The sequence below is a fragment of the Rhizobium sp. P1_E1 genome (genome assembly GCF_056406015.1).
This window is the reverse complement of sequence record NZ_JBFUAY010000001.1, coordinates 178,233-191,071: the sequence shown is the minus strand read 5'-3', so window position 1 is coordinate 191,071 and position 12,839 is coordinate 178,233. Positions and strand designations below refer to the sequence as shown.

Here is a 12,839-nt window from a genome sequence, read left to right as displayed (position 1 = left end):
CCTATTGCCGGCAGGAGAGTTCCCATGCGGCTGTTGATGATGCTTCTGATATCGCTCGTTGCCGTCTCGAGCCTCGCCCCGGCGTCCGCCTTTGCCGTCGACTGGACAAAATCCGTCGATTCCGGGGTTCAACCCCTCTATCCCTATAAGGGTCTTCCCGGCGTCAAGGCGCAGCCGGACAAGAAAGAGGAGGATTCCTACAATTGCCGCACCGAAACCGTGCAGATCCGCCGCCGTTACGACGAGATCTTCCGCTCCGGCGGCATGCCGACGCTGATGTATGTCTGCGAACGCGACGGCTTCATCTCGATGGACGACAAGGTCCCCCTGCGCGGCCACTATCAGCCGGTGCGGTGAACGCTTCGGGCCGACTGCTGCAATGCCGTGCTGTTGTGGTAGCCTCCAGCGGCTGACGGCACAGACAGCGGCTGATCTGGACAGGACGGCGCCGGATCCCATTCCGCCGGCCGATGGCTGCTGACAAAGGCGGGCGTGTCGGCAGAAAGAAAAAATCCCACTTCGGAATCTCGAAATTCCCCCGCTTCGGGATTCCGAAATCCGACGCCTTTCGCAAGCTGTTGTCGCGGAGAAACATTCAATGATTTCAATCCGTCAGCCAATTTCGGGATTCCGAAGTGCTATATAGATTATGGTGGAGATTCCCAGGCGCTGCCATACCTTGGCCGGATCGTTGCGGCTAAGTCTCCAGATCAAGTTGGAGTGGAGCGTCGTCTGCCTCGGCGACCTTAGGCTTACGTTTTGTTGCCGCACGGCGTGCTGGCTTGGTGGCTTTCGCTCGAGTGTCGGAGCCGAGCTCGTCTGCATCGGAGCTGGGCAGCAGCGGGTAAGCAGCAAGCATCGCCCCGGCAGAGGCGACCTCAATGACCGGCTTGGTGGGAGGCATTTCAGTGGCCGGCTCGGCGACCGACACCTCGCGCGCCTTCGGCGGCTGGGGGTTGCTGGCTGCGGACGTGGCGTATCGGATCATCGCAAGACTCCATTGTGTTCGCTTTATGTTCTCATTTGGGAGTGGAGTCAATGGAGGCCAGCAATCTCCGGCCGGGGGGCGATCTGGATCTTCAATTCAGCTGGCGCGGCTATTCCGCCCAAGTGCCACCCTGAGGAGATAAATGTTTCGTTAGGGGATGACGTTTGGGATTGAGCGGCCGAGCGTTTATGGCAGCCTTCGACAAGGCGCGCTGTGACGCCGTTGGCCAACTGGAATTGAGTTCGCTCGGCCGATCTGGGCCCATGCTGCTCGATGGCGGCATTGGATAAAGCAAATCTTACGCGCTTATCGTCCTCGGTCGCGAAAGAGCTTTGCCTGCCTTTTGTCCCTGCAGCTCGATGAAGTTGTAGCCGAGCCATGCCAAAGCATAGACGATCGGAATCGTAATAATCAGCGTCACCGCCCAGCGGGAAGGGTCGGTCATCGGATAATTCTGGATCAATGTGGCGATGACTGGCAGCATCACCAGAAGGTGAATCAGATAGGCGCCAAACGAAAGCTCCCCCAAGTGATGGCAGAATCTGTTGCCCAAGAACGCGCCGACTGGGCGCGCAATGCCCGCCACCGCTCTGGGCAGCCTATCAACATGCACCAGTCCAAAGAACAAGGCGACGAGACAAACACGAACGGCTTGATGGAGCACGGTCATAGCGCCACCAATCGGAATCAGGACCAACAGCGTCGCAATGACAAATGCCACATAGGCCCGCCTGTTCGGTTTCATCCATAAAGCGCCTGCCAGCAGCATTCCCGCAGCGAAAACGTGCATTTTCATCGGCAGGAATGTTGGCATTGGAAATCGCACACCAAGCCGATGAACGGCGAGCGCGGTTAAGACACTCAAGATGACGATGCCGACGATGCCCTTCAGCCACCCAACCCGACCAATGATGATCATCAAGAACGGGAGAGCCACATAAAATTGCATCTCCAACCCGATGCTCCAATCCGGCAAGGCGGTGCGATACGCGTAGTGGGGGATGAGGCCGAATATAAATGTCAAGTGCGTTAAGTAGTTGGCGATGCTGCCGTCCACATAGCGCGTTGCTGCTTGCGGTGGTTTGCCATTAAAGGCATCGATAATCATCCGAGCGTCGTAGAGGTAGGGACCCAGTGCGAGGGCGACCACGAGCAGGACGTAATACAAGGGAGCGATGCGGCAGAATCGCCTCGTCCAAAAAAATCGCCAAGTATCGGTCGATTCCCACGGCTCTCTGTCTCTGCGCAGTTGATAGTGAAACACCATCAGGAAGCCTGATAGCATTATAAAAAGGTCTACGCCGAGATCTGGATCGCCAATAACCGGTACCTCGAAACCGGTCAAAAGGTGTGCATGCCCGATCAAGACCCAAAGGGCAGCAATGCCGCGCATTCCATCCAAGCAGCCAATTCGGCCACTGCCTGCGACGTTACCCATGGCATTCTCCCGTTAAACATGTAGTCTTTGTGCATATCAACGGCTGGATATGCAAGCGCAGGCGACGGCCTTCAAACATTTTTAGCCGATCCGATTTTGCCCGCAGACATACATCAGCGTCGGCATGCCGCTGGAGCGAACGCGTCGGCTTCATCTCGATGGACGACAAGGTCCCGCTGCGCGGCCACTATCAGCCCGTGCGGTGAAATCTTCGGGTAGACGGCGTCAGATGACGCTCGCTCGGGCCGACTGCTGCAATGTCGTGCTGTTGTGGTAGACGCCAGCGGCTGACGGCACAGACAGCGGCTCAYGGCGTAATGCAACCAAATGCTTAATCGCAGCAAGCCCTCCCTCGAAGAATCGACAGGACTGGCAGCATACCCTTGCGGAATTGAAGGTTGTCGCTACCGGCCGCTTGGTCGGCCGGGCCATCTCCACCATCATTGTGGCGCCCACTGCAGCAGTCGAGAACGGCCACCCCTTTGAARGGGTGAATATTCAACAATTTCAAAGGGGATAAAATGGAATGGTGCCCAGAAGAGGACTCGAACCTCCACACCCTTTCGGGTACCAGCACCTGAAGCTGGCGCGTCTACCAATTCCGCCATCTGGGCGACGGAGAGCGATGTAAGGGGGTGGCCCCTGACTGTCAACTGGGTTTTTGAAGTTTTTCTGACAGTTGGCGAAAAAGCGGCCGATCACATGCGAGGGAGCGCCGAAGGGTGGGCATAGCGCTCCGGTTGGCACGCCCTATATAGAGGAAATATCGAAAGGAATGCATCATGCTTGCTCCCCGCACGCTTCTGCTCGCCGGTCTCTTGGCCGTTTTGTCACCCGCCGTCGCCGGGGCCGATTCGCTGAAGCTGGGCAAGCCCGGGGTCGGGCCGCTCAATACCGGCTCGACGCTTTGCGATTTTCGCGGCTGCTTCGGGTTCGGGCCGCAGCAGTGGCATCGCCCCGCCTATGTCCAGCCGAACTACCGCCCGCGCGGCGCGGGGCCGACCTATTACCGGCCGGGCGCTGCCGGGCCGCCGCAGCTGACCTATGATCCGCCGCCGGTGCAAAGGGTGCAGCCGAAGGCGCGCGACATGAACAGCCATGCCGCCTGGTGCAGCAACGAGTACCGCTCCTACAATCCGCGGACGGATCGGTTCCTCACCTATGAGGGCATCTACAAGACCTGCCGCTCGCCCTATCGCTGATCGTCGTGATTAGCTTTCGAGCGAGGCGCGGTCGACATGGCCGAGATCTCGGCCGGGCTCGACGATGTCGCGGACCCGCTGCTTCAGCTCCTTCGGCCCGGGAAAGCCGCCGTCGCGCTTGCGCTCCCAGATCAGATCGCCATTGACGCGGATCTCGAAATTGCCGCCGGTGGCAGGGATCAGCGCCACTTCACCGAGGCTGTCGGAAAAGGTGTGCAGAAGCTCCTGCGCCATCCAGCTGGCGCGCAGCAGCCAGTTGCACTGGGTGCAGTAGAGGATCGTGACGCGGGCTTTTTCGGTCATGGCGATGTCCTTTCGTTTGTTGAGATTTAAGCCCTGTGGCGCGTGCGCGCAATCGCCCTCGCTAGAGCATGATGCCGAAAAGTGTGAGCGGTTTTCGGGCGACATCATGCTCCAACTATTTAATTAAGAACAGGATTCAGATTTTGGGCCGAACCGGCCTAAAGCCTGAATCCTGTTCTGGCGTCTTGCGCGCCGTCCTCCGCCATGGTCTCTTCCGATGGTCGGCCATACCAGGAAGAGCCCATGCGCGTCGCAGTCATCGAAAATATGCGAAATACCGGCCTCGGCGCGCTTGCCGCAGCGCTCGACGAGGCGGGAGCGGAGATCGAGTGGTTCCGGGTGTGGCAGGACGGCATCCTGCCGCTGGATATATCGGGCCATGACGCGCTCGTCGTTCTCGGCGGCGAGCAGAGCGCGCTGGATGACGAAACCCATCCCTATCTGCCGGAGCTCGTCCGGCTCACGCGCCGCTTCGGCGATGCCGGCAAGACCGTGCTCGGCATCTGCCTCGGCAGCCAGATTCTCGCCCGCGCTTATGGCGCCGACAATCACTTAGGGATCGCCCGCGAATTCGGCTGGCACCGGATCGGCGTCACCGCCGATGGCCGGGCCGATCCGCTGCTGTCGGCGCTTGGCGGCGAGTTCACCATCTTCGAATGGCATGCCGACACGTTTTCCCTGCCTGAGGGCGCGGTGCGTCTCGCCTCGAGCCCCGTCGCCGAGAACCAGGCCTTCCGCATCGGTCGCGCCGTCTATGGCACCCAGTTCCATTTCGAGGCCAATTCGGACGTCGTCGGGCAATGGAAGGCCGAATTTCCCGACACGATCGCGCGTATTGCGCCGGGCTGGCTGGAGAAACATGCCGAACTGGCGGTAAGGCATGGCGGAGCCGCCGATGCCGCGGGCCTTGCCATTGCGCGCGCCTGGGTCAGCCTGATCGAACGGGAAGAGGTCGAAATGCTGTCGCAGGCCTCGGCGTGAGGGGTGATGCGATGGCGGCCAGCGAACGCGAAAAGATGGCGGCAGGCGAATGGTATTGCTGCCTCGATGACGAGCTCGATCTCTTGCGCCGGCAGGCGCGCTTGGCCGTCCACGCGCATAATTCGCTGCCGCCGGATGCGCGCGGCGCGGTTGCGCCAGCCCTGAGGGCACTCTTTGCGCAGGCCGCGCCCAATGTCTTCATCGAGGCGCCGTTTCACTGCTCCTACGGCATCAATATCACTCTCGGCGAGCGCGTCTATTTCAATGCCGGCTGCACCATTCTCGATTCCGGCCGGGTGACGATCGGTGATCGCAGCATGTTCGGCCCCGGCGTGCAGATCTATTGCGCCGAGCATCACAAGGAGCCGGCGCTTCGCAGCACGGGCATCGAGATCGCCCGGCCGGTCACCATCGGCAACGACGTCTGGATCGGTGGCAGCGCCATCATCCTCGGCGGCATCACCATCGGCGACGGTGCGATCGTCGGGGCCGGTGCGGTGGTCACCAGGGATGTGCCGGCCGGCGCAACCGTAGTCGGCAATCCAGCCCGCATCCGCTAACGCCGGCTCCTATCCCATGATGGCCCCTCGCCATCTCGACAGCGGCGATCATTCCGCTAGATGAGAGGGCAAAGGGGAGGAAAGCATGAGCGAACTGAATTTACCGATGGAGGGCGGCTGCCGTTGCGGCCGGGTGCGATTGAAGATCAGCGCTCCGCCGCTGCTCACCATGGCCTGCCATTGCACGGGGTGCCAGAAGATGACATCAAGCGCCTATTCGCTGAGTGCGGCCATCCCAAGCGAAGGGTTCGAGGTGACGCAAGGCGAGCCGGTGATCGGCGGCCTGCATGGCGTCACGAAGCATTATTTCTGCCCGCATTGCATGAGCTGGATGTTCACCCGGCCGGAAGGCATGGACTGGTTCGTCAATCTGCGCGCGACCATGCTCGACGATCCGAGCTGGTTCACGCCCTTCATCGAAACCTGGACAAGCGAGAAGCTGTCATTCGCCGAGACTGGGGCGGTGTACAGCTACGCGGCGCTGCCTGAAATGGACGCCTATGAGGGGCTGGTGAAGGAATATATGGGCAGGGGATGAGGCTCAGAAACCCTGGAAGAGAAAATCGACGGCGGCGATAATTCGATCACTGTCGGCGGTAAGATCCGCCACCACGCCTCCAATCTCCTTTACGGAAATTGCGCCGGTGAATTGGGTAGCCATCACATAGGGCAGGTCATTGATCACGAATTGTGGATTGAGCTGACGCATGATTTTGGGAAGAGCTTCCAATGGAAGCATCGGCGCCATGGTCCGCGTTGTCAGCTCACCAAGCAAGTCGGACTGCAGATCGAGGGCAAGCGCGTTGGTATGCATAAGATTGTAAACATGAAACCGAGCCATCAGAACTGTCGATATTTCTGAAACGGCAGACCGTGCTTTTCGACATAGGCATTGGAAGCGGCAATAGCCTCGGCGTTCTCGATACGCCAAAGCCGCTCGCGCTCCGCCTTTATGGCCTGTGCGATACCATCTTCCGCCGCCCGGGATATGTTGATCTTGAGCTCGCGCGCCTGGGAAACGAGACCTTCATCAAGAGACAGGTTCGCTGCTTTTCTTGGTCGCTGAGCCATAACGATCTCCTCAATTTTATGCGCACAGTGTATGCGCATAAAATACCGTTGAGAAGCGTTATTCGTCGCCCATCTTCAGCGCGGCGATGAAGGCTTCCTGGGGGATCTCCACCTTGCCGAACTGGCGCATGCGCTTCTTGCCGGCCTTCTGCTTGTCGAGCAGCTTGCGCTTGCGGGTGGCGTCGCCGCCGTAGCATTTCGCGGTCACGTCCTTGCGCAGCGCCGAGATCGTCTCGCGGGCAATGACGTTGCCGCCGATCGCCGCCTGGATCGGGATCTTGAACATGTGCTTCGGGATCAGCTCCTTGAGCTTCTCACACATGTCGCGGCCGCGCTTTTCCGCGGCCGTCCGGTGCACCATCATCGACAGAGCGTCGACCGGTTCGCCGTTGACGAGGATCGACATCTTCACGAGGTTGCCCTCGCGGTGGTCGGTCAGCGTGTAGTCGAAGGAGGCATAACCCTTCGAGATCGACTTCAGCCGGTCGTAGAAATCGAAGACGACTTCGTTGAGCGGCAGGTCGTAGGTCAGCATCGCGCGCGTGCCGACATAGGTGAGCTCGATCTGGATGCCGCGCCGGTCCTGGCAGAGCTTCAGGATGCCGCCGAGATAATCGTCGGGCGTCAGGATAGTCGCGCGGATCCACGGCTCGTGGATTTCCGAGATCTTGACGACATCTGGCATGTCGGCCGGATTGTGCAGCTCGCGCTCCGTGCCGTCGGTCATGTACATCTTGTAGACGACCGAGGGTGCGGTGGCGATGAGGTCGAGGTCGAACTCGCGCTCCAGCCGTTCCTGGATGATTTCGAGATGCAGCAGGCCGAGGAAGCCGCAGCGGAAACCGAAGCCGAGTGCCGCCGACGATTCCATTTCGAAGGAGAAGGAGGCGTCGTTGAGGCGAAGCTTGCCCATGGCGGCGCGCAGATCCTCGAAGTCGGCGGCATCGACCGGGAAGAGGCCGCAGAACACCACCGGCTGGGCCGGCTTGAAGCCCGGCAGCGCCTGGGCCGTCGGCCGCTTGTCCTCGGTAATCGTGTCGCCGACGCGGGTATCGGCCACTTCCTTGATCGAGGCGGTGATGAAGCCGATCTCGCCGGGGCCGAGGCGGTCGATATTGACCATCTTCGGCGTCAGCACGCCGACGCGCTCCACCTGGTATTTCGCATCGGTGCCCATCATCCGCACCGTCTGGCCCTTGGTCAACACGCCGTCGATGACGCGGACCAGAACCATGACGCCGAGATAGGCGTCGTACCAGCTGTCGACAAGCAGCGCCTTCAGCGGCGCCTTTTCGCCGCCGGGGCTCTTCGGCGCCGGCAGCTTGTGGACGATCGCTTCCAGCACATCGGGAATGCCAAGGCCGGTCTTTGCCGAAATCAGCACAGCCTCCGAAGCGTCGATGCCGATCACTTCCTCGATCTGTTCCTTGATGCGGTCTGGTTCGGCGGCCGGCAGGTCGATCTTGTTGAGGACGGTGACGATCTCGTGGTTGTTGTCGATCGCCTGGTAGACGTTGGCGAGCGTCTGCGCTTCGACGCCCTGGCTGGCGTCGACGACAAGCAGCGAACCTTCACAGGCCGACAGCGACCGCGAGACTTCATAGGCGAAGTCGACGTGGCCGGGCGTGTCGATCAGGTTGAGAATGTATTTCTCGCCGTTATTCGCCTGGTAATGCAGGCGCACGGTCTGTGCCTTGATGGTGATGCCGCGCTCGCGCTCGATATCCATATTGTCGAGCACCTGCTCGGACATTTCGCGCTCGGCAAGGCCGCCCGTCGTCTGGATCAGGCGGTCGGCCAGCGTCGACTTGCCGTGGTCGATATGGGCCACGATCGAAAAGTTGCGGATATGGGACAGCGGAGTGGTGGAATTGGTGCTCATGCGCGCCATATAGCAGCGCCGCCCCCTGCCGCAAAGCGGTAATTATCCCGCTGTTTACGCTATTTCGTCCTGTGTCGGGGCGCCTATCAGACCGGCCAGGTCTCCAGCCGCCAGGCCGAATCCCAGAACATCCATTCATATTGCGAGGCGCGCACGAAGACATCGGTCATTTGCGCCCGCTCCACCGGCGATGCGGCGCGGGCGGCGATGTCGGTCAGCGCGATGACTTCGCGGGCACCGGCGGCAAATTGCGGATCGCCATAGGTGTTGATCCAGGCTTGGAAGGCATTGCCTTCGATAACAGGCCGGCTCTTGATCGCTTCGCCGACGTGCCAGTAGATCCAGAAGCAGGGAAGGATGGAGGACAGCGCCACCGCGTAGGAGCTGTGATAGGCGGTGGCAAGCAGGAAGTTCGTATAGGCAAAGCCGGCCGGCGAGGGCTCGGCTGATGTAACATCGGCGGAGGTGATGCCGAATTGGGTGAGGAAGCCGGCATGCAGGCCCTGCTCGACGGTGATCGCCTTCTGCGCCGAACCGAGGAAGCGCAGGACCTGCGCATTGTCGGGCGCTTTGGCCGCGACGATCGCCAGGCATCGCGCATAATGCTTGAGGTAGAGCGCATCCTGCAGGATGTAGTGCCGGAAAACCTCCGGCGGCAGCGTGCCGTCCGAAAGGCGCTGCAGCAGCGGCAACGCCTCGATTTCAGCCATGATCGGCGCGATCCTGTCCCAGGCGGCAGCCGTGAAGCTTTCCGTCGTTTCCGTGCTCTGCATGCTGCCGTCCATCACTCTCTCCTCGGATTACGCCGCCATATATGGACGGCGCAGCGGCGAAAGCAAGCCGCGTTTTGGCCGCTTTTCGTAGACACTTGATTCCATCATCAGATAATGTATTTCTCTTATAGTGGAATCACGGGACTGAAAAATGGAACCGGAACTGGAACAGGCGATCGGCATCCGCATCCGCACGCTACGGCAGGAAAAGGCTCTGACGCTCGATGATCTTGCTGCGGCCTCCGGCGTCAGCCGGGCGATGATCTCGCGCATCGAGCGGGCGGAGGCGAGCCCGACCGCCTCGCTGCTGGCAAGGATCTGCGCCGCGCTCGGCCTGTCGCTGTCGGCCTTCTTTGCGGAAGAGGGGCAGGCTTCGCCGCTCGCCCGGAGGCAGGAGCAACAGGTCTGGCGCGATCCGGAGACCGGTTATATCAGACGGTCTGTTTCACCCCCGGGCACGGCTTCCGATGTCGATATCGTCGAGGTTGAATTCCCGGCCGGCGCCCGCGTCAGCTTCCCCCCGCATGCGAGCGCCCATGGCATGACGCAGCATATCTGGCTGTTCGACGGCGAGCTGGAGATGACCGCGGCTGAGATGGTCTACCGGCTGCGGCCGGGCGATTGCCTCTTCATGCCGGTCGGCGAGGGCCACGTCTTCCACAATCCCGGCAATATGCCGGCACGCTATTGCGTCGTGCTCGATCGCGGCGGCCGATAACAGTATTCATTTCAGGAGAACAGCATGCCTGCTATTCGTACCCTTTCCGCCGAGGAGGCCCGCGCCGCCGTTCCGGCCCTTTCGCAGGTGCTTGTCGATTGTGTCGCGGGCGGCGCCTCCGTCGGCTTCATGCAGCCCTATGGCCCTGAGGATGCCGAGCCCTATTGGCGTGATGTCGCCGATGCCGTTGCCACCGGCGGCAATCTGCTGCTGGTTGCCGAACTCGACGGCAGGATCGTCGGTACCGTGCAGGTGGGTGCCGCGCAGATGCCGAACCAGCCGCATCGCGGCGACCTGAAGAAGCTGCTGGTGCATCGCTCCGCCCGCGGCAAGGGGCTCGCCCGGCTGCTGATGGATGCCGCCGAGCGTGAGGCGGCAAGCCGCGGCAAGACCCTGCTCGTGCTCGACACGGCAACCGGCAGCGATGCCGAGGCGATCTATCCGCGCCTGGGCTGGCAGCGTGTCGGTGTCATCCCCGATTACGCGCTGTGGCCGGAAGGCGGCTTCTGCGCCACCACCCTGTTCTACAAGCGGCTTACCTGATTGCGCCGGCCCCGCTCATGCCGGCCTGGCGAAGACCGGAAGCGCGCCGCCAAGCGTCGTGCCCGCCGTCCATTGCGCCGCATTCCAGCCGAACTGTCGCGCCGCTTCGATGTTTTCGGCCATATCGTCGATGAAGGCGATGTCGCCGGGCAGCACGCCGGCCCGCTCGGTCGCCAGCCGGAAGAAATCGGGAGAAGGCTTGTTGTGTCCGAGTGCTGCGGAATAGATGATGTCGTCGAAATGTGCGCTAAGGCCGATCTGCTCCATCAGGTAGCGTGCCCGCCTATGCTCCTGGTTGGTCGCCAGCAAGAGAGTGATGCCGCTTTGCCTGAGAGCAGCGAGTTCTTCGAGCAGATTGCGGTCGAGACGGGAATCGTTTTCGAACCAGTAGTCGATCAGTGTTTCGGCGCTGAGGTGGGGCGCAATCTTTGCGAGAACGCCGGCGAGCCTCGGCTCCAGCGCCTCGCGGCCGATGATGATATCGCGCCAGTGGGTCTGGAAGAATTCCTGCTGCAGCAGGTCGACCCGCAGGCCGAGGTCGCGTTCCAGATAGGTGAAGTGAGGCAGGCCGTCGGCGGGGCGACCATGAATGAGTACGCCGTCGACATCGACCATCAGCACTTTCATGCAGAATATTTCCTCGTTCTCAAAACACCGGCGAAGGTGGCGTCATCCGCCTGGACGTTCAAGACGGCGCGCCACTTTTTTGTCGCGGCCGAGCCGTGTAAATCTCCATCGTCAATCAAGGGCAGGATCTGAAATGCGCGTCATCTATTCCGAAGACCACAAGCTGCGCGATGCCAGGACCGAGCTGCATGCCGGCCAACTGGTGACGCCCTTCGAGGCGCCGTTTCGCGCCGAATGGATCCTGGCGGCGGTCAAGGAGGTGGGCTTTACCGACGTGGTGGCGCCTGATGCGCATGGATTGGAAACGGCGCTAGAGGTGCATGATCCCGCCTATCTGGATTTTCTTGCCACCGTCTGGGACCGCTGGGTGGCGGCCGGTTTCACCGGCGAGGCGATCGCCAATTCCTTCGCCGTTCGCCGTACCAGCCAGCGCGTGCCCAACAATATCGTCGGCGCGATCGGCCATTACGCCAATGCCGCCGATACCTCGATCACCAAGGGCTCCTACGAGGCGGCGATCGCCTCCATGCGCTGCGCGATCACAGGCGCCGATTGGCTGAATGCCGGCAATCGTTTCGCCTTCGCGCTCTGCCGCCCGCCCGGCCACCATGCCGGCATCGATCTCTTCGGCGGTTATTGCTTCATCAACAATTCAGGTGTCGCGGCGCAGCGGCTGCTCGACCATGGTGCGAGGAAAGTCGCGGTGCTGGATGTCGATTTCCACCACGGCAACGGCACGCAGGATCTTTTCTATCACAGAGGCGATGTCTTCACCGCCTCGCTGCATGGCGATCCCATGCATGCCTTTCCCTATTTCCTCGGCCATGCCGACGAGGAAGGCGAGGGGGAGGGCGAAGGTAGCAACCGCAACTATCCGATGCTCCCGGGCACGCCTTGGGATGTCTGGTCTTCGGCCCTTGCCGATGCGCTCACCCGCATCAAGACCTTCGGCGCCGAGGCGATCGTCGTGGCACTCGGCGTCGACACTTTCGAGCGCGATCCGATCTCCTTCTTCAGCCTCACCTCCGACGATTTCACCCGCATGGGCGCGATGATATCAGCCGCCGGCCTGCCGGTGCTCGCCTGCATGGAGGGCGGCTACGGTGTGCCGGAGATCGGCCTCAACGTCGCCAATGTCCTCAAGGGCCTGGAAGCTTGATCTCTGCCGATGACCGACGAGACCGTTTCATCCGATATCCCGACACCCCGCATGCTGAGCTGGGCGCGCAACTCCACCGTCTATCGCCTCGAGCGGCGGATGATGACGGAAAAGCAGCTGTTTGACGCCATTGCCCGCAAGGCGAAGGAGAAATTCGAGGATATCAGCGCGGCGCAACTCAAGGCCGTTGCCGATTTCGCCGTCAAATTTGCCTATGACAATAAGGTGCTCGACGATAGCGCCTATGCGGAGATCAGCACGCGCTCGGCCGTGCGCGGCGGTAAATCGAAGCGCGCGATCGCCCAGAAGCTTGCTGCCAAGGGCGTCTCCAGCGACAAGGTCGAAGTGGCACTTGAGGAGGCTGACGATCTCTATGCCGCAGCGATCTTTGCCCGCAAACGCGCCTTCGGCCCCTTCCGCCGGGTCGAGCTCGATGAAAAGCGAAAGGCGAAAGAGCTTTCGGCTTTCGCCCGCAACGGCTTCAGCTTCGACATCGGCAGGAAGGTCTTCGACATGAGCTTTGAAGACGCCGAAGAGGTCATCCTTGCTGGCCGATCTTTGGCGCCTCAGCATCAGCGCTCTTGATCCCGGCAT

18 protein-coding genes and 1 tRNA gene are annotated in these 12,839 nt (G+C 61.2%); 9 read left to right on the top strand and 10 right to left on the bottom strand.

What is annotated here, in order from left to right; all coding sequences use genetic code 11:
* The first annotated feature begins 24 nt into the window (after positions 1–24).
* Positions 25–357 (top strand): hypothetical protein, encoded by a 333-nt coding sequence (locus tag AC1D1Z_RS01010; RefSeq protein ID WP_018447947.1) that lies wholly within the window; start codon positions 25–27, stop codon positions 355–357.
* On the opposite strand, the gene AC1D1Z_RS01005 is transcribed toward AC1D1Z_RS01010, so the two are convergent.
* The 4 genes from AC1D1Z_RS01005 to AC1D1Z_RS00990 all read right to left on the bottom strand — a co-directional run bounded on the left by AC1D1Z_RS01005 (position 342) and on the right by AC1D1Z_RS00990 (position 3,040).
* On the bottom strand, positions 342–620 hold the full coding sequence (locus AC1D1Z_RS01005; protein ID WP_165505491.1) for a hypothetical protein: 279 nt from the start codon (positions 618–620) through the stop codon (positions 342–344). The two genes, AC1D1Z_RS01010 and AC1D1Z_RS01005, sit on opposite strands and share 16 nt — an antisense overlap.
* Positions 621–697: 77 nt before the next feature.
* On the bottom strand, positions 698–988 hold the full coding sequence (locus AC1D1Z_RS01000; protein ID WP_131605425.1) for a poly(hydroxyalkanoate) granule-associated protein: 291 nt from the start codon (positions 986–988) through the stop codon (positions 698–700).
* A 298-nt stretch (positions 989–1,286) separates the two neighbouring features.
* Positions 1,287–2,426, bottom strand: a complete 1,140-nt coding sequence (locus AC1D1Z_RS00995; protein ID WP_131605426.1) for an acyltransferase family protein — start codon at positions 2,424–2,426, stop codon at positions 1,287–1,289.
* A gap of 527 nt (positions 2,427–2,953) precedes the next feature.
* Positions 2,954–3,040: transfer RNA gene (locus AC1D1Z_RS00990), tRNA-Leu, on the bottom strand.
* A gap of 168 nt (positions 3,041–3,208) precedes the next feature.
* Here AC1D1Z_RS00990 and AC1D1Z_RS00985 point away from each other — a divergent pair.
* Positions 3,209–3,628, top strand: coding sequence for a BA14K family protein (locus AC1D1Z_RS00985; RefSeq protein ID WP_028731782.1), 420 nt, complete (start codon positions 3,209–3,211; stop codon positions 3,626–3,628).
* 9 nt (positions 3,629–3,637) lie between these two features.
* On the opposite strand, the gene AC1D1Z_RS00980 is transcribed toward AC1D1Z_RS00985, so the two are convergent.
* Positions 3,638–3,931 carry an Rdx family protein gene (locus AC1D1Z_RS00980; protein ID WP_003544579.1) on the bottom strand — a complete coding sequence of 98 codons (294 nt, stop codon included), beginning with the start codon at positions 3,929–3,931 and terminating at the stop codon, positions 3,638–3,640.
* A 204-nt stretch (positions 3,932–4,135) separates the two neighbouring features.
* Between AC1D1Z_RS00980 and AC1D1Z_RS00975 the strand changes: the two genes are divergently transcribed.
* The 3 genes from AC1D1Z_RS00975 (at position 4,136) to AC1D1Z_RS00965 (ending at position 6,010) form a co-directional block, all read left to right on the top strand.
* Complete coding sequence (locus AC1D1Z_RS00975) at positions 4,136–4,912, top strand: type 1 glutamine amidotransferase (RefSeq protein WP_205928506.1); 777 nt, start codon at positions 4,136–4,138, stop codon at positions 4,910–4,912.
* An 11-nt stretch (positions 4,913–4,923) separates the two neighbouring features.
* On the top strand, positions 4,924–5,472 hold the full coding sequence (locus AC1D1Z_RS00970; protein WP_018447944.1) for a sugar O-acetyltransferase: 549 nt from the start codon (positions 4,924–4,926) through the stop codon (positions 5,470–5,472).
* An 85-nt stretch (positions 5,473–5,557) separates the two neighbouring features.
* Positions 5,558–6,010 carry a GFA family protein gene (locus AC1D1Z_RS00965; protein ID WP_018244370.1) on the top strand — a complete coding sequence of 151 codons (453 nt, stop codon included), beginning with the start codon at positions 5,558–5,560 and terminating at the stop codon, positions 6,008–6,010.
* Positions 6,011–6,013: 3 nt separating this feature from the next.
* Here the strand turns inward: AC1D1Z_RS00965 and AC1D1Z_RS00960 are convergent, their stop codons facing one another.
* The 4 genes from AC1D1Z_RS00960 to tenA form a co-directional block, all read right to left on the bottom strand.
* Positions 6,014–6,313 carry a CcdB family protein gene (locus AC1D1Z_RS00960; protein WP_018244371.1) on the bottom strand — a complete coding sequence of 100 codons (300 nt, stop codon included), beginning with the start codon at positions 6,311–6,313 and terminating at the stop codon, positions 6,014–6,016.
* The gene (locus AC1D1Z_RS00955) at positions 6,313–6,543 is read right to left on the bottom strand and encodes a type II toxin-antitoxin system CcdA family antitoxin (protein ID WP_018447942.1); all 231 of its coding nucleotides are present in this window, start codon (positions 6,541–6,543) and stop codon (positions 6,313–6,315) included. Before AC1D1Z_RS00955 ends, AC1D1Z_RS00960 begins: the two co-directional genes overlap by 1 nt.
* A gap of 58 nt (positions 6,544–6,601) precedes the next feature.
* Positions 6,602–8,434, bottom strand: a complete 1,833-nt coding sequence (lepA, locus tag AC1D1Z_RS00950) for a translation elongation factor 4 (protein WP_003544593.1) — start codon at positions 8,432–8,434, stop codon at positions 6,602–6,604.
* Between the two features lie 77 nt (positions 8,435–8,511).
* A complete protein-coding gene (gene tenA, locus AC1D1Z_RS00945; protein WP_131605428.1) occupies positions 8,512–9,210 on the bottom strand; it encodes a thiaminase II in 699 nt (232 codons plus the stop codon).
* 139 nt (positions 9,211–9,349) lie between these two features.
* Here tenA and AC1D1Z_RS00940 point away from each other — a divergent pair, with 139 nt between their 5' ends.
* Positions 9,350–9,916: a helix-turn-helix domain-containing protein gene (locus AC1D1Z_RS00940; RefSeq protein ID WP_131605429.1), complete on the top strand. Its 567-nt coding sequence runs from the start codon at positions 9,350–9,352 to the stop codon at positions 9,914–9,916.
* Positions 9,917–9,940: 24 nt separating this feature from the next.
* Positions 9,941–10,459, top strand: coding sequence for a GNAT family N-acetyltransferase (locus tag AC1D1Z_RS00935; RefSeq protein WP_018447939.1), 519 nt, complete (start codon positions 9,941–9,943; stop codon positions 10,457–10,459).
* Positions 10,460–10,474: 15 nt separating this feature from the next.
* Here AC1D1Z_RS00935 and AC1D1Z_RS00930 read toward each other — a convergent pair whose 3' ends face one another.
* A complete protein-coding gene (locus tag AC1D1Z_RS00930) occupies positions 10,475–11,086 on the bottom strand; it encodes an HAD-IA family hydrolase (RefSeq protein WP_131605430.1) in 612 nt (203 codons plus the stop codon).
* Positions 11,087–11,219: 133 nt separating this feature from the next.
* Between AC1D1Z_RS00930 and AC1D1Z_RS00925 the strand changes: the two genes are divergently transcribed.
* On the top strand, positions 11,220–12,245 hold the full coding sequence (locus AC1D1Z_RS00925; protein ID WP_131647417.1) for a histone deacetylase family protein: 1,026 nt from the start codon (positions 11,220–11,222) through the stop codon (positions 12,243–12,245).
* Positions 12,246–12,254: 9 nt separating this feature from the next.
* Positions 12,255–12,830 carry a recombination regulator RecX gene (gene recX / locus AC1D1Z_RS00920; protein WP_131605432.1) on the top strand — a complete coding sequence of 192 codons (576 nt, stop codon included), beginning with the start codon at positions 12,255–12,257 and terminating at the stop codon, positions 12,828–12,830.
* Positions 12,831–12,839 lie beyond the last annotated feature (9 nt).

Excerpts from the sequence above, each read along its gene's own strand:
- AC1D1Z_RS01010 (WP_018447947.1), top strand. The coding sequence starts at position 25 with ATGCGGCTGTTGATGATGCTTCTGATATCGCTCGTTGCCGTCTCGAGC.
- AC1D1Z_RS01000 (WP_131605425.1), bottom strand. The coding sequence starts at position 988 with ATGATCCGATACGCCACGTCCGCAGCCAGCAACCCCCAGCCGCCGAAG.
- AC1D1Z_RS00995 (WP_131605426.1), bottom strand. The coding sequence starts at position 2,426 with ATGGGTAACGTCGCAGGCAGTGGCCGAATTGGCTGCTTGGATGGAATG.
- AC1D1Z_RS00985 (WP_028731782.1), top strand. The coding sequence starts at position 3,209 with ATGCTTGCTCCCCGCACGCTTCTGCTCGCCGGTCTCTTGGCCGTTTTG.
- AC1D1Z_RS00980 (WP_003544579.1), bottom strand. The coding sequence starts at position 3,931 with ATGACCGAAAAAGCCCGCGTCACGATCCTCTACTGCACCCAGTGCAAC.
- AC1D1Z_RS00975 (WP_205928506.1), top strand. The coding sequence starts at position 4,136 with ATGGTCTCTTCCGATGGTCGGCCATACCAGGAAGAGCCCATGCGCGTC.
- AC1D1Z_RS00970 (WP_018447944.1), top strand. The coding sequence starts at position 4,924 with ATGGCGGCCAGCGAACGCGAAAAGATGGCGGCAGGCGAATGGTATTGC.
- AC1D1Z_RS00965 (WP_018244370.1), top strand. The coding sequence starts at position 5,558 with ATGAGCGAACTGAATTTACCGATGGAGGGCGGCTGCCGTTGCGGCCGG.
- AC1D1Z_RS00960 (WP_018244371.1), bottom strand. The coding sequence starts at position 6,313 with ATGGCTCGGTTTCATGTTTACAATCTTATGCATACCAACGCGCTTGCC.
- AC1D1Z_RS00955 (WP_018447942.1), bottom strand. The coding sequence starts at position 6,543 with ATGGCTCAGCGACCAAGAAAAGCAGCGAACCTGTCTCTTGATGAAGGT.
- lepA (WP_003544593.1), bottom strand. The coding sequence starts at position 8,434 with ATGGCGCGCATGAGCACCAATTCCACCACTCCGCTGTCCCATATCCGC.
- tenA (WP_131605428.1), bottom strand. The coding sequence starts at position 9,210 with ATGGACGGCAGCATGCAGAGCACGGAAACGACGGAAAGCTTCACGGCT.
- AC1D1Z_RS00940 (WP_131605429.1), top strand. The coding sequence starts at position 9,350 with ATGGAACCGGAACTGGAACAGGCGATCGGCATCCGCATCCGCACGCTA.
- AC1D1Z_RS00935 (WP_018447939.1), top strand. The coding sequence starts at position 9,941 with ATGCCTGCTATTCGTACCCTTTCCGCCGAGGAGGCCCGCGCCGCCGTT.
- AC1D1Z_RS00930 (WP_131605430.1), bottom strand. The coding sequence starts at position 11,086 with ATGAAAGTGCTGATGGTCGATGTCGACGGCGTACTCATTCATGGTCGC.
- AC1D1Z_RS00925 (WP_131647417.1), top strand. The coding sequence starts at position 11,220 with ATGCGCGTCATCTATTCCGAAGACCACAAGCTGCGCGATGCCAGGACC.
- recX (WP_131605432.1), top strand. The coding sequence starts at position 12,255 with ATGACCGACGAGACCGTTTCATCCGATATCCCGACACCCCGCATGCTG.